Source organism: Streptomyces filamentosus (assembly GCF_014654895.1).
Classification (GTDB): Bacteria; Actinomycetota; Actinomycetes; order Streptomycetales; family Streptomycetaceae; genus Streptomyces; species Streptomyces filamentosus.
The window spans coordinates 676,972-690,891 of the sequence record NZ_BNBE01000003.1; the positions used below are offsets into that span (position 1 = coordinate 676,972).

At 75.8% G+C, this 13,920-nt stretch carries 13 protein-coding genes; 10 read left to right on the forward strand and 3 right to left on the reverse strand.

Features of this window, described 5'->3' with window-relative positions; all coding sequences use genetic code 11:
* Positions 1-63 precede the first annotated feature (63 nt).
* Positions 64-888 (forward strand): tetratricopeptide repeat protein, encoded by an 825-nt coding sequence (locus IE326_RS40440; RefSeq protein WP_194735984.1) that lies wholly within the window; start codon positions 64-66, stop codon positions 886-888.
* A 76-nt stretch (positions 889-964) separates the two neighbouring features.
* Here the strand turns inward: IE326_RS40440 and IE326_RS30490 are convergent, their stop codons facing one another.
* Complete coding sequence (locus IE326_RS30490; protein ID WP_190043868.1) at positions 965-2,257, reverse strand: DUF1015 family protein; 1,293 nt, start codon at positions 2,255-2,257, stop codon at positions 965-967.
* Between the two features lie 83 nt (positions 2,258-2,340).
* Here IE326_RS30490 and IE326_RS30495 point away from each other — a divergent pair, with 83 nt between their 5' ends.
* From IE326_RS30495 to IE326_RS30510, 4 genes are all read left to right on the forward strand, one after another.
* Entirely contained in the window at positions 2,341-3,414 is a 1,074-nt protein-coding gene (locus tag IE326_RS30495; RefSeq protein WP_150227504.1) for an HAD hydrolase-like protein, read from the forward strand.
* Positions 3,415-3,544: 130 nt separating this feature from the next.
* On the forward strand, positions 3,545-4,600 hold the full coding sequence (locus IE326_RS30500) for an iron chelate uptake ABC transporter family permease subunit (protein ID WP_150227503.1): 1,056 nt from the start codon (positions 3,545-3,547) through the stop codon (positions 4,598-4,600).
* Complete coding sequence (locus IE326_RS30505; RefSeq protein WP_150227502.1) at positions 4,597-5,628, forward strand: FecCD family ABC transporter permease; 1,032 nt, start codon at positions 4,597-4,599, stop codon at positions 5,626-5,628. Before IE326_RS30500 ends, IE326_RS30505 begins: the two co-directional genes overlap by 4 nt.
* A gap of 44 nt (positions 5,629-5,672) precedes the next feature.
* The gene (locus IE326_RS30510; protein WP_229915738.1) at positions 5,673-6,587 is read left to right on the forward strand and encodes an ABC transporter ATP-binding protein; all 915 of its coding nucleotides are present in this window, start codon (positions 5,673-5,675) and stop codon (positions 6,585-6,587) included.
* On the opposite strand, the gene IE326_RS30515 is transcribed toward IE326_RS30510, so the two are convergent.
* Positions 6,576-6,923, reverse strand: coding sequence for an SCP2 sterol-binding domain-containing protein (locus IE326_RS30515; protein WP_150227501.1), 348 nt, complete (start codon positions 6,921-6,923; stop codon positions 6,576-6,578). The two genes, IE326_RS30510 and IE326_RS30515, sit on opposite strands and share 12 nt — an antisense overlap.
* A gap of 42 nt (positions 6,924-6,965) precedes the next feature.
* On the opposite strand from IE326_RS30515, the gene IE326_RS30520 reads away from it, so the two are divergent.
* The 5 genes from IE326_RS30520 (at position 6,966) to IE326_RS30540 (ending at position 12,261) form a co-directional block, all read left to right on the forward strand.
* Complete coding sequence (locus tag IE326_RS30520; RefSeq protein WP_373310315.1) at positions 6,966-7,235, forward strand: hypothetical protein; 270 nt, start codon at positions 6,966-6,968, stop codon at positions 7,233-7,235.
* A gap of 7 nt (positions 7,236-7,242) precedes the next feature.
* Positions 7,243-8,058, forward strand: coding sequence for a TlyA family RNA methyltransferase (locus IE326_RS30525; protein ID WP_150227500.1), 816 nt, complete (start codon positions 7,243-7,245; stop codon positions 8,056-8,058).
* Complete coding sequence (locus tag IE326_RS30530) at positions 8,055-8,972, forward strand: NAD kinase (RefSeq protein WP_373310317.1); 918 nt, start codon at positions 8,055-8,057, stop codon at positions 8,970-8,972. Before IE326_RS30525 ends, IE326_RS30530 begins: the two co-directional genes overlap by 4 nt.
* Positions 8,973-9,065: 93 nt before the next feature.
* A complete protein-coding gene (gene recN, locus IE326_RS30535) occupies positions 9,066-10,808 on the forward strand; it encodes a DNA repair protein RecN (RefSeq protein WP_150227499.1) in 1,743 nt (580 codons plus the stop codon).
* Between the two features lie 364 nt (positions 10,809-11,172).
* On the forward strand, positions 11,173-12,261 hold the full coding sequence (locus tag IE326_RS30540) for a glycosyltransferase family 4 protein (RefSeq protein ID WP_190043869.1): 1,089 nt from the start codon (positions 11,173-11,175) through the stop codon (positions 12,259-12,261).
* Between the two features lie 7 nt (positions 12,262-12,268).
* Here the strand turns inward: IE326_RS30540 and IE326_RS30545 are convergent, their stop codons facing one another.
* The gene (locus tag IE326_RS30545; RefSeq protein WP_150227497.1) at positions 12,269-13,891 is read right to left on the reverse strand and encodes a PucR family transcriptional regulator; all 1,623 of its coding nucleotides are present in this window, start codon (positions 13,889-13,891) and stop codon (positions 12,269-12,271) included.
* Positions 13,892-13,920 lie beyond the last annotated feature (29 nt).

Below are 13,920 nucleotides of genomic sequence, written 5' to 3' on the forward strand. Positions count from 1 at the left end.
GACCGGGGTGGTTACGGGCGCCGGGACGACCGGGAGCGGAGCGACCGCGCGCCGCTCAAGCGGCTGCCGATCCCGCCGGAGGTCACCGGTGAGGAGATCGACCCCGATGTGCGCCAGGAGCTGATGAGCCTTCCCAAGGGGCTCGCCGACGACGTCGCGCGCAACCTCGTCATGGTCGCCCAGCTGATCGACGAGGACCCCGAGAAGGCGTACGGCTACTCCAAGGTCGCGCTGCGGCTCGCCTCGCGCGTCGCCGCCGTCCGCGAGGCCGCCGGGTTCGCCGCGTACGCCAACCAGAAGTACTCCGAGGCGCTGGCCGAGTTCCGGGCCGCGCGGCGGATGAGCGGTGGCGTGGAGCTGTGGCCCGTCATGGCCGACTGCGAGCGCGGCCTCGGCCGGCCCGAGCGGGCGCTGGCCATGGCCGGTGAGCCCGAGGTGCAGAAGCTCGACAAGGCCGGACAGGTCGAGATGCGGCTCGTCGCCGCCGGCGCCCGCCGGGACATGGGGCAGCTGGAGGCCGCCATCGTGACCCTCCAGAGCCCCGAGCTCGCCTCCCACGCCAACCACCCGTGGACCGCGCGCCTGCGCTACGCCTACGCAGACGCCCTGCTCGCCGCCGGGCGGGAGCAGGAGGCCCGGGAGTGGTTCGCCAAGGCCCTGGAGGCCGACAAGGACGGCGCCACGGACGCCTCCGACCGACTCGCCGAGCTGGACGGGGTCGAGTTCGTCGACGCCTTCGACGAGGACGAGGACGAGGACGAGACCGAGGACGCGAACGACGACCGGGACGGCGACGAGCCGAACCTTCGGGACGACGCCGACGACCTCGACGACGAGGACGACGAGGACGACGGTGAGGACGAGGCCGAGGACGACGAGCGGCGCTGACGTCCGGTGATCCGGTGACAGACGGAGGAGGGCGGCACCCCGGGGTGCCGCCCTCCTCCGCGTGCGGGGTGCGTCCTCAGTCGAGGGCGAGGCTGCGGAGGACCAGGCCCGTGGCCGGCTTGGGGCCGAACGAGGTCGACTTGCGGGGCATCGTCACGCCCTGGCGGGCCAGGTCGCGGACGACCTCCTCCCGTACCGGGTGCATGAGGACCGCCGTGCCGCCCCGGCGCTCGGCCTGGGCGACGGCCGCCGCCGTGTCGTGGATGTAGGCGATGTCCTCGGGGGCGTCCGGCACCCGCCAGACGTGCTCCAGGAGCGTGGCGTGCAGGACCGTGGCGTCCAGGGTCCGCCACGCCTCGGGGCGGTCCGTGCGGACCGTGCGGGCCAGCAGGGCCGGGTCCGGCCGGTCCAGGAGGTGGAAGGCGCCGTCGCCGGCGAGGAGGAAGGCGTTCCCCTCGGAGGCCGCCCCGGCCAGGGCCTCCAGGGCCTCCGGGAGCGGGCGCTCGACGCGGCGGACCCGGAAGGCGTCGCCGACGGCGGTCAGGGCGTCCGCCACGGGGAGCCGGCTGAGGAGGCGGTGGATCGCGCGGACCCGCAGCGGGTAGCGGACCGTGTCGATGAGGAGGACCAGGCCCTGGTTCCAGGGGCCGGGGGAGGGGTGCTCGTCGCGCAGCCGCAGATAGGTCGCCCAGCGGTGGTGCCCGTCCGCGATGAGCGCCTGGTGGCGGGCCAGCTCGGTGGTGACCGCCGCCTGCTCGGCCGGGTCCGTCACCGCCCACAGGCGGTGGTGGAAGCCGTCCTCGGTGGTCGTCGCGAGCAGCGGCTCGCGCAGCACCGCCCGCCCGATCACCGCGTCCGCGCCGTCGCCGTCGCCCGGATAGGTCAGGAGCAGCGGCTCCAGGTTGGCGGCCGTCGTCCGCATCAGCGCCGCCCGGTCCTCGACGACGTGCGGCATGACGTCCTCGTGGGGGAGGACGACCCCCTCGTCGGGCCTGGTCAGTTCGAGGGCGCCGATGATGCCGCGCTGGAGGACGCCGTCGCCCCGCTGCTCGTACACGTACAGCGCGGGGTGCGGGTCGGGGGCGAGGACGCCCTCGGCCAGCCAGCGGTCCATCGTCACCGCGGCCTTGCGGTGGCGGGTGCCCGCCGTGACGGCCTGCGGGAGGATCAGCCGCACGATGTTGTGCGGATCGGCGGACTCCAGATGGAGCAGCCCGTCAGGTCGGACGACGACGTCGTAGGGAGGGGACGTGACGGCCGCGAGACTGCCGACCCGCTCGGGGACGTACCGGATGCCGCGGAACGGATGCAGGCGCAGCCCCGCCGTGTCGTCGCGGACGGCGTCGGCCGCGTGACCTGAGGTGTTCATCTCGTCATCGTAGGCGCGCGGCGGGGATGCGCGATGATCGGGGGAGCGGGGGTCTTCCGGCGGTGAGTGAGGAGCGGATGGTCATGGCGCGAGACGGCCAGGAGCGGCGGACGGAACGGAGCCGTCCCGGCGGCAGCGCGGTCGCCTTGGACGAGGCGTACGACACGGCGCTGCTCGACCTCGACGGGGTCGTGTACTTCGCGGGCGGGGCGGCGGTCCCGCACGCCGTGGACGCGCTCGTCGCGGCGCGGGACGGCGGGATGCGGCTCGCGTACGTGACGAACAACGCGCTGCGGACGCCGGACGCGGTGGCCGGGCACCTCACCGAGCTGGGCGTGCCGGCCGAGCCCGGTGACGTCGTCACCTCGGCGCAGGCCGTGGCCCGGCTCGTCGCGGAGGACGTGCCCGAGGGGTCCCGGGTGCTCGTCGTCGGCGGCGAGGGGCTGCGGGTGGCGCTGCGCGAGCGGGGGCTCGTCCCCGTCGAGTCGGCCGACGACGCGCCGGTGGCCGTCGTCCAGGGGTACGGCGGGCCGGACATGGGCTGGGGGCGGTTCGCCGAGGCCGCGTACGCGATCGGGCGGGGCGTGCCGTGGTACGCCTCCAACACCGACCTGACCATCCCCGGGGCCCGGGGCATCGGGCCCGGCAACGGCGCCGCCGTCGAGGTCGTCCGGATCGCCACCGGCGGCCGGGCCGAGCCGAAGGTCGCGGGGAAGCCGCAGCCGCCGATGCACCGGGAGACCGTGCTGCGCACCGGGGCGGAGCGCCCGCTGGTCGTCGGGGACCGGCTGGACACCGACATCGAGGGCGCGTTCAACGGCGGCGTCGACTCGCTGCTCGTGCTGACCGGCGTCACCGACGGGGCGACGCTGCTCGCGGCGGTGCCCGAGCACCGGCCGACGTACGTGGCGGCGGACCTGCGGGGGCTGCTCACCGCGCACCCGGAGGTCGTCGCGGACGCCGACGGCGGGTTCCGGTGCGGACGGTGGCGGGCCTCGGTGGCCGGGGACGCGCTCGTCCTGGAGGGCGAGGGCGAGGACGCGGGGGACGACGCCCTCGACGGGCTGCGGGCGCTCTGCGGGGCGGCCTGGACGTGGGCCGGGGCCGGTGCGTGCGGGCTGGACGCGGGCAAGGCGCTGGCGCGGCTCGGGCTGTAGCGGGGCGGCAGGGGCGGCGGGTGCCGGGGAGGCCGGCGCCGGGCCGGTCTTCCCGGCGGATCGGGCCGTGCCCGTGGCCGGAGGCCCCCGACCCCTGCTAGATCAATGTTGGGTAGGCTAACCTAACTGCGTGTTGGTCGAGAGTCCCTCCCGTACGAGCGCGGAGCCGGCAGGCGCCGGGCGGTCCCCGAGGCGCCGGAACTCCGTGCGCGCCCTGGGGCTGCTCGCGGCCGTCGGCGTCCTGCTGCTTGTCTGTGTCCTCAGCATCATGATCGGTGCCAAGCCGGTGCCGATCGGAGACGTGTGGCACGGACTGTTCCACAACAGCGGCGTCGGCAACGACGTCGTCATCCACGACGTGCGGGTGCCCCGCACCCTGCTCGGGCTGCTCGTCGGCCTCGGGCTCGGCCTGGCCGGCGCGGTCATGCAGGGGCTCACGCGCAACCCGCTGGCGGAGCCCGGACTGCTCGGCGTGAACGCCGGGGCCGCCGCCGCCGTCGTCTCGGCCATCGCCTTCCTCGGCGTCACCGACGTCCGGGACTACGTGTGGTTCGCCTTCGTCGGCGCCGCCGTCGTCTCCGTCGTCGTGTACGTCCTCGGCGGCAGCCGCAGCACCACCCCGGTGCGGCTCGCGCTCGCCGGCACGGCCGCCACCGCCGCCCTGTACGGCTACGTCAACGCCGTCCAGCTGCTGAACGCGGCCGCCCTCGACCGGCTCCGCTTCTGGACCGTCGGCTCGCTGGCCTCCGCCGACATGGACACCGTCCGCCGGATCGCGCCGTTCGTCCTCGCCGGCGCCGTGCTGGCCCTGGCGATCGCGCGGCCCCTCAACGCCATGGAGATGGGCGACGACGCCGCCCGCGCGCTCGGCGTGGGCGTCAACCGGACCCGGATCACCGCGATGGTCGCCGTCACCCTGATGTGCGGCGCCGCGACCGCCGCCTGCGGGCCGATCGTCTTCCTCGGCCTGATGGTGCCGTACATGGTCCGCGCGATCACCGGCCCCGACATGCGGTGGATCCTGCCCTACGCGGCCGTGCTCGCGCCCGTGCTGCTGCTCGGCTCCGACGTCCTCGGCCGGGTCGTCGTCCGGCCCGCCGAGCTCCAGGTCGGCATCGTGACGGCCCTCGTCGGCGGGCCCGTCTTCATCCGACTCGTACGCCGCAAGAGGATGGCCCAGCTGTGACCACCAAGACCCTGCGGACCGGCGGGCTCTCCCTGCGGTACGCGCCGCGGGCCGCGCTCTCCGGCGCCGGGCTGCTCCTGCTCGCCCTCGGCGTCGCCACCGTCCTGGTCTGCACCGGCGACTTCCCCATGACGCCCCGCGAGGTCCTCGACACCCTGCTCGGGAACGGCACGCCCGTCCAGGAGTTCGCGGTGCTGGAACTGCGGTTGCCCCGGGTGCTCGTCGCGATCCTCGTCGGCGGCGCGCTCGCCCTCGGCGGGGCCGTCTTCCAGTCGATCTCGCGCAACCCGCTGGGCAGCCCCGACGTCATCGGCTTCGGCCAGGGCGCCACCGTCGGCGCGCTCACCGTCATCGTCCTCTTCCAGGGCAGCGCCGTCGCCACCGCCCTCGGCGCCGTCGCCGGCGGGATCGTCACCGGCGCCGCGATCTACCTGCTCGCCTGGAAGCGGGGCGTGCACGGCTACCGGCTGGTGCTCGTCGGCATCGGCGCCGCCGCCATGCTGACCTCGGTCATCCACTACCTCATCACCAAGGCCAACCTGACGGACGCCACCCGCGCCACGGTGTGGATGACGGGCTCCCTCGAAGGCCGCGACTGGACCCAGTTCTGGCCGCTGCTCGCCGTCTGCTGCGTGCTCGTGCCGCTGGTCCTCGGCCACGGCCGGGCGCTGCGGATGCTGGAGATGGGCGACGACGCCGCGTACGCCCTCGGCGTGAAGGTCGAGCGGACCCGGATCGTCCTGATGGCCTCCGCCGTGCTGCTCGTCGCCGTCGCCACCTCGGCGGCCGGGCCCATCGTCTTCGTCTCCCTCAGCGCCCCCCAGCTGGCCCGCCGGCTCACCCGCGCGCCCGGCCCCAACCTGGCGGTCTCCGCCGTCATGGGCGCGGCGCTCCTGCTGGGCGCCGACTGGATCGCCGGCAACGCCTTCGGCGACCGGCAGCTGCCCGTCGGCGTCATCACCGGCATCCTCGGCGGCTGCTACCTGCTCTGGCTGCTCGTCAGCGAACGCAAGGCGGGCCGGATATGAGCGCGCCCCAGGACCACCCGAACCAGGACACCAGGAGTACCCCCATGAGCGGTCGGCAGCAGCAGCGCCTCGGGGCCGAGTCGGTCACCCTCGCGTACGAGCAGCGGGTCATCGCCCGCGACCTGTCCGTCGAGATCCCCGACCACTCCTTCACCGTCATCGTCGGCCCCAACGCCTGCGGCAAGTCGACGCTGCTGCGCGCCCTCTCGCGGATGCTGAAGCCCGCGCAGGGCCGGGTGCTGCTCGACGGGCAGTCGATCCACTCGATGCCCGCCAAGAAGGTCGCCCGCACCCTGGGCCTGCTGCCGCAGTCGTCCGTCGCGCCCGACGGCATCACCGTCGCCGACCTCGTCGCCCGCGGCCGCTACCCGCACCAGGGGCTGCTGCGCCAGTGGTCGCCGGAGGACGAGCGGATCGTCCAGGAGTCGATGGAGTCCACCGGGGTCGCCGAGCTCGCCGACCGCTTCGTGGACGAGCTGTCCGGCGGCCAGCGCCAGCGGGTGTGGATCGCCATGGCCCTCGCCCAGCAGACCCCGCTGCTGCTGCTCGACGAGCCGACGACGTACCTCGACATCCAGCACCAGATCGACGTCCTCGACCTCTGCGCCGAGCTGCACGAGAACCAGGGGCGGACGCTCGTCGCCGTCCTGCACGACCTCAACCACGCGGCCCGGTACGCCACCCACCTCATCGCGGTGCGCGGCGGCGAGGTGGTCGCCGAGGGGCCGCCGTCCGAGGTCGTCACCGCCGAGCTGGTCGAGCGGGTCTTCGGGCTGCGCTGCCAGGTCATCGACGACCCGGAGACGGGCACCCCGCTCGTCGTCCCGGCCGGGCGGCAGGCACGGGCGGGCCGGCGGTCCGCCCCGGGGCGGACGGGGGAGGCCGCCCCGGACCCCACCCAGGACCCCGCCCAGGAGCCCGCGCAGGAGTCCGGGCAGGCGCCCGCGCTACAGAAGTGACCGCAGCCGCAGCAGGTCGCGGAAGCCGGCCTCCAGCCTGACCCGGCCGGAGGCCCACGCCTTCGCGAAGTTCAGTTCGCCGTTCACCATCGCGACCAGGTCGTCGCCGGTCATCGCCAGACGGATCTGGGCCTTCCGGGCCGGCGGGCCCGCCGCCGTCGACTCCACGAGCATCCGGCCGCCCGCCAGCCGGCCGGTGAAGGTCGTGTCGAGGTCGGTGAGGTGGCAGCTCAGGGTGCGGTCGAGCGCGGCCGCGCCCCGGACGTCGCCGTCCGTCCGCGCGAGGTTGTCCGCCAGCTTGTCGAGTGCGCCGCGGCACTCCGTGATCGTCGCCATCGCCGTCGACCGTACCCCAGGGCTTCGCGGTAGCGTCGGGGCATGAGCGAAGCGATGCCGGACGCCCCCGAGGGGACCGGGGAGCCCGGGGCCGAGGCGTACGACTCCACCGGGCCGCTGGGCGTGGCGCGGGAGGCCACCGGCCTCCCGGCCGTCGACGGGCTCCTGGAGCGGCTGGGGGAGGTCGACGGCCTCCCGGCGGACGTACACCTCGCGGTGTACGAGGATGTACACCGGGGCCTGCGCGCCGAGCTGACCTCGCTCGACGAGCGTCCCGCCCCCGCATCCCGTCCGCACGACCCCAGGAGCTGATCCCGACGTGGCAGGAGTGGCACGCCGCCGTCTCGACGCCGAGCTGGTCCGGCGCAAACTCGCCCGCTCGCGCGAGCACGCCAGCCAGCTGATCGCCGCGGGCCGGGTGACCGTCGGCAAGACCGTCGCCACCAAGCCCGCCACCCAGGTCGAGACCGCCGCGGCGATCGTCGTCGTCCAGGACGACTCCGACCCCGACTACGTCTCGCGCGGCGGCCACAAGCTCGCCGGCGCCTTCGCCGCCTTCGTCCCGCTGGGGCTGCGGATCGAGGGCCGGCGCGCGCTGGACGCAGGGGCCTCCACCGGCGGCTTCACCGACGTCCTGCTGCGCTCCGGCGCCGGGCACGTCGTCGCCGTCGACGTCGGCTACGGCCAGCTCGCCTGGTCGCTCCAGAGCGACGAGCGGGTCACCGTCAAGGACCGCACCAACGTGCGGGAGTTGACACTCGACGCCATCGACGGCGTCCCCGTCGACCTCGTCGTCGGCGACCTCTCCTTCATCCCGCTCGGCCTCGTCCTGCCCGCGCTCGTCGCCTGCACCGCGCCCGACGCCGACCTCGTCCTGATGGTGAAACCGCAGTTCGAGGTGGGCAAGGAGCGGCTCGGCTCGGGCGGCGTCGTCCGCAGCGCCGAGCTGCGCGCCGACGCCGTGAAGAACGTGGCCCGGCGCGCGGCGGAGCTCGGGCTCGGGGTGGTGGGCGTCACCGCCAGCCCGTTGCCCGGTCCTTCGGGGAACGTCGAGTACTTTCTGTGGCTGCGGGCCGGAGCGCCCGCACTCGATCCGGCGGATGTGGACCGCGCCGTGGCGGAAGGACCTCGTTGACAGAGACAGTGGCACCCCAGGCGGCACGTACCGTCCTCCTGCTCGCGCACACCGGCCGGCCGGCCGCCGTGCGCAGCGCCGAACTCGTCGTGCTGGGGCTGCTGCGCAGCGGCATCGGCGTCCGGGTCCTGGAGGCGGAGGCGACGGACCTGCCGCTGCCGCCCGCCGTGGAGAAGATCCCCGACGACTGCCCGGAGGCGCTCGACGGCTGCGAGCTGATCATCGTCCTCGGCGGTGACGGGACGCTGCTGCGCGGCGCCGAGTTCTCCCGCGCCTCCGGCGTGCCGATGCTCGGCGTCAACCTCGGCCGCGTCGGCTTCCTCGCCGAGGCGGAGCGCGACGACCTCGACAAGGTCGTCGACCGGGTCGTCACCAAGGCGTACGAGGTCGAGGAGCGGATGACCCTCGACGTGGCCGTCTACCAGAACGGCGACGTGCTGCACCGGGACTGGGCCCTCAACGAGGCCGCCGTGCAGAAGGTGTCCCCGGAGCGGATGCTGGAGGTCGTCCTCGCCGTCGACGGGCGGCCCGTCACCGGCTTCGGCTGCGACGGGGTGATCTGCGCGACACCCACCGGTTCCACCGCCTACGCCTTCTCGGCCGGCGGGCCCGTGGTCTGGCCCGAGGTCGAGGCGCTCCTGATGGTGCCGATCGGGGCGCACGCGCTGTTCGCCAAGCCGCTCGTCACCACGCCCGAGTCGGTCCTCGCCGTCGAGGTCGAGCCGCACACCCCGCACGGGGTGCTGTGGTGCGACGGGCGGCGGACCGTGGAGCTGCCCGCCGGCGCCCGGGTGGAGGTCCGGCGCGGCGCCGTCCCGGTGCGGCTCGCCCGGCTCCACCACGCCTCCTTCACGGACCGGCTCGTCGCCAAGTTCGCCCTGCCGGTCTCCGGGTGGCGGGGCGCACCCCGCTGACCGCCCCGCCGGCCTCTTCCCGACCGCCCTCCGACCGCCCGGTCGACCGCCCCGAGCCGGGGCCGATGTCGCATCCCGGGGCGGAAACCTCGTATGGTCTGGGGCGTGCTGGAGGAGATGCGGATACGGTCGCTCGGAGTCATCGACGACGCGGTGGTCGAGCTGTCGCCCGGCTTCACCGCGGTGACCGGTGAGACCGGCGCGGGCAAGACCATGGTCGTCACGAGCCTGGGGCTGCTGCTCGGCGGACGGGCCGATCCGGCCCTGGTGCGGATCGGGGCCGCCGCGGCGGTCGTCGAGGGGCGGATCAGCCTGCCGCCCGGCGCGCCCGTCGCGGTGCGCGCCGAGGAGGCGGGGGCCGAACTCGACGACGGCGCCCTGCTGGTGACCCGTACGGTCTCCGCCGAGGGGCGCTCGCGGGCCCACCTCGGCGGCCGTTCGGTGCCCGTCGGGCTGCTCGCCGAGCTCGCCGACGAACTCGTCGCCGTCCACGGCCAGACCGACCAGCAGGGCCTGCTCAAGCCCGCCCGGCAGCGCGGCGCGCTCGACCGGTACGCCGGCGAGGCCGTGGCCAAGCCGCTCGCCGCCTACGGCGAGGCGTACCGGCGCCTGCGGGCCGTCACCGCCGAGCTGGACGAGATCACCACCCGGGCACGTGAGCGAGCGCAGGAGGCCGACCTGCTGCGCTTCGGGCTCGCCGAGATCGAGGCCGTGGAGCCGCGCGCGGGCGAGGACGTGGAGCTGGCGGCCGAGGCCGAGCGGCTCGGGCACGCCGAGGCCCTGGCGTCCGCCGCCGCGCTCGCCCACGCCGCGCTGGTGGGGAACCCGGAGGACCCGGAGTCCGTCGACGCGACCACGCTGGTCGCCGGCGCGGGCCGGGCGCTGGAGGGCGTGCGGGCGCACGACCCGGCGCTCGCCGCGCTCGCCGACCGGATGGGGGAGATCTCCATCCTGCTGTCGGACGTGGCCGGGGAGCTCGCCGGATACGCCGACGACCTGGACGCCGACCCGCTGCGGCTCGCCGCCGTCGAGGAGCGGCGCGCCGCGCTCACCCAGCTCACCAGGAAGTACGGGGACTCCGTCGCCGCCGTCCTGGCCTGGGCGGAGGAGAGCGCGGACCGGCTCGGGCGGCTGGACGGCGACGACGAGCGGATCGAGGAGCTGACCGCCGAGCGGGACCGGCTGCGCGACGAGCTGTCCGTCCTCGCGCAGCGGCTCACCGACGCCCGGACGGAGGCCGCGGACCGGTTCGCCGGGGCGGTCACCGCCGAGCTGGCCTCGCTGGCCATGCCGCACGCGCGGGTGTCCTTCGCGCTCGCGCAGACCGAGGACCCGGAGGGCGTCGAGGTCGGCGGGCGGCGGGTGGCGTACGGGCCGTCCGGCGCCGACGAGGTCGAGCTGCTGCTCGCCCCGCACCCCGGTGCCCCGCCGCGGCCCATCGCCAAGGGCGCGTCCGGCGGTGAGCTGTCGCGCGTGATGCTCGCCGTCGAGGTGGTCTTCGCCGGGGTCGACCCGGTGCCGACGTACCTCTTCGACGAGGTCGACGCGGGCGTCGGCGGCAAGGCGGCGGTGGAGATCGGCCGCCGGCTCGCCAAGCTGGCCCGCACCGCGCAGGTCGTCGTCGTCACCCACCTGCCGCAGGTGGCGGCCTTCGCCGACCGGCAGCTGCTGGTGGAGAAGACCCACGACGGCTCCGTCACGCGTTCCGGCGTCACCGTCCTGGAGGGCGAGGAGCGGGTCAGGGAGCTCTCCCGGATGCTCGCCGGGCAGGAGGACTCCGAGACCGCCCGGGCCCACGCGGAGGAACTGCTGGCCACCGCCAGGGCCGACGGCTGACCCGGGCCCGCCGGGACGCGGGAGTCCCCTGGGGCCGGGGGGCTCGCCGAGATGCGGGAGCCCTCCGGGACGCGGGGGCCCGGCCGGCGTGAAGGTCCCGGTCCGCCTCACCCCGGGAGCCCTCCGGGACGCGGGGGGCTCACCGAGATGCGGGGTCCCCCGAGACGAGGGAGCCCCCTGTGGCGCGGGAGCCCGTCGAGACGAGGGGGCCCGCCGATGCCACGGGGGGCGCGTGGAGGAATGGTGCGCGCTCCCTCGGACGGGTGAACTCGGGGGAGGGGCGGGGCGACGGTCCGGGCAACGACGCGGTGTCGGTCCCGGAACGTGCGTACGGGTGGGCCCCGGGGCTGGCATCCTTGGGCGCGTGACACAGCTCCGTACGGTCCAAGTGCTGGGCGGCGGCAGCGCGGGCAGCAGCGCGCACGTCCGATCACTTGCCTCGGGGCTGGTGGCGAGGGGCGTGCGGGTGACCGTGTGCGCCCCCGCCGAACTCGACCGGCTCTACGACTACTCCGGCACCGGCGCGCACGTCGTGCCGCTGCCCCGCCGCAACGACCCGGCGACCGTCGGCGTGCTCCGCAACGCCTGCATCGGCGCCGACGTCGTCCACGCCCACGGCCTGCACGCCTCCGTGCGGGCCGCGCTCGCCGTCTCCGGTGGCGTCGGACCCGCCCGCACCCCGCTCGTCACCACCTGGCACGGCCGGCCGCGCGCCGAAGGCCCCCGGGCCGGACTCGTCCGGCTCCTGGAGCGCCGCACCGTGCGGGCCGCGGCCGTCGTCCTCGCCACCTCCTCCGAACTCGTCGACCGGGCCCGCAGGCGCGGCGCCCGCGACGCCCGGCTCGCCCCCGTCACCGTGCCCCCCGCCCGCGGCCCCGTCTGCCTCCACGACGGCAAGGCCCGCGCCGAACTCGGCGCCGTGGACCGGCCGCTGCTCATGGCCGTCGGCGCGCTGGAGGGCGACCGGGGGTACGGGACGCTGCTCGACGCGGCGCGGGAGTGGCGGGGGCTCGACCCGCAGCCGCTGCTCGTCATCGCCGGCGAGGGCCGCGAACGGGCCGCGCTCCAGCGGCGGATCGTCGCCGAAGGACTCGGCGTCCGGCTCATCGGCCGCCGCGATGACGTCGCCGAACTCCTCGCCGCCGCCGACGTCGCCGTCCTGCCCTCCCGCTGGGAGGCGCGCTCGCTGCTCGCGCAGGAGGCGCTGCGGCTCGGCGTGCCGCTGGTCGCCACCGCCGTCGGCGGCGTCCCCGAACTCGTCGGCGACGCCGCCGAACTCGTCCCGTACGGCGACCCCGGCGCCCTCGCCCGGGCCGTGCGCGGACTCCTCGACGACGAGGACCGCCGGATGGACCTCGCCGCGGCGGGCCGCACCCAGGCCCGGACCTGGCCGTCGGAGGACGACACCATCGCCCACGTCCTCAGCGTCTACGACGAGCTCTCCGGCCGCTGACGCCCCTTCACGGCGTGTGCCGCCGGGCGCGGAGCGCCAGCGACAGGGCGAGGACCGTCTGGGGGTCGTCCAGGTCCGTGCCCAGGAGTTCCGAGATGCGGGCCAGTCGGTTGTAGAGGGTCTGGCGGTTGAGGTGCAGCTCCCGGGCCGTCTCCGCCTTGCGGCCCGCGTGCGCCAGATACGTCTCCAGGGTGGGCAGCAGCGGGGGACGGGAGGTCCGGTCGTGGTCCCGGAGCGGGCCGATCGCCCGGTCCACGAAGGCCGCCAGGTCCGGATGGTCGCGCAGCCGCCACAGCAGCAGGTCGATGTCGAGGCGCCGGGCGTCGTACCAGGGCCGGTCCACGAGGCCCTGCGCCGCCGTCGCGGTCTCCGCCGCGTGCCGCAGCCCCGCCGAGGCCGCCGCCCAGCCGCCCGCCATGCCGACCACCACGACCGGCGGGTGCGCCCCTGCGCCCTCCAGGCCGGCCCGCTCCACCCCGGCCCGCAGAGCCGCCGCGACCCGGTCCGCCACCGCCGTCCGCTCCGTCTCGGACCGCAGGCCGAGCAGCAGCGGCACCCGGCCCTCGACCGGGCGGACGCCGAGCAGGGCCGGGACGCCCACGGAGGACAGCTCCTCGTGGACGGCGCGGGCCAGCAGCGCCCAGCTGCCGGACGGGGACAGCTCGGGGGCGAGGCGCATGACCACCGGCAGCAGCGGTCCCTCGCCCGGCCGGAAGCCCAGCACCCGGGCCTGCGCCGGGGCGTCCTCCGCCGAGATCCGGCCCTCCGCGAGGTCCGTCAGGAAGTCGCCGCGGCCGCGCGCCGCCAGCTCCTCCTCCTGCCGGGCCTGCATGAGGACGACCGCGAGGAGGCCCGCCGCCCGCTCGGCGGCCATCCGGTGGACGGGGGAGAGGGCGCCGGAGACCGCGAGGAGCACGAGCCGGGCCCGCACCGAACCCGTACCGGGGCCCCCGCCGGGGACGTCGACGAGGACCGTGCCCGTCGGCGGCCCCGACTCGCGGGCGGCGCGCTGGCCGCGCAGCCCGTCCCACACCTGGAGCGGGTCGGCCGGGCCGGACTCGGTGCCCGCCGCGTACAGCAGCTGCCCGTCGGCGGTCTCCAGGAAGACCGGGTTCGCGGCGAAGTCGGAGAGGATGCGGAGCACCTGGGGGACCCCGCCGCCGCCGAGCAGCGCCTCGGTGCACTGGCGGTGGACCTCCTCGGCCCGCCGCTGGAGCGCGTAGTGGCCGTTGACGATCTCGGTGTGGATCTCCTCGGTGACCGCGACGAACGGCACCTCGCGGTGCAGCTGGACCAGCGGCATCCCGGTCGCGCGGGCGGTCTCCACTATGGTCGCGGGGAGGCGGGCGAAGCGCGGGCCCAGCTCGACGACGAGGGCCGCGATGCCCCGGTCCGCGAGGCGGCGCACGAAGGCCCGCTGCTCGGCGGGGCGGGTGCCCAGGCCGAGCCCGGTGGTCAGCAGCAGCTCGCCGCCCTTCAGCAGGGACGCGATGTTGGGCACCTCGCCCGCGTGCACCCAGCGCACGGTCCGCTGGAGCCGGTCGGCGCCGGCGACGACCTCCGGGAGGCCGCTGCGGAGCCCCGGGAGTTCGAGTGCCCGTTGTACGGTGATGCCGCCCTGCGTGTCCATGGGCGGACGGTATCGCCCGGGGTGTTTCC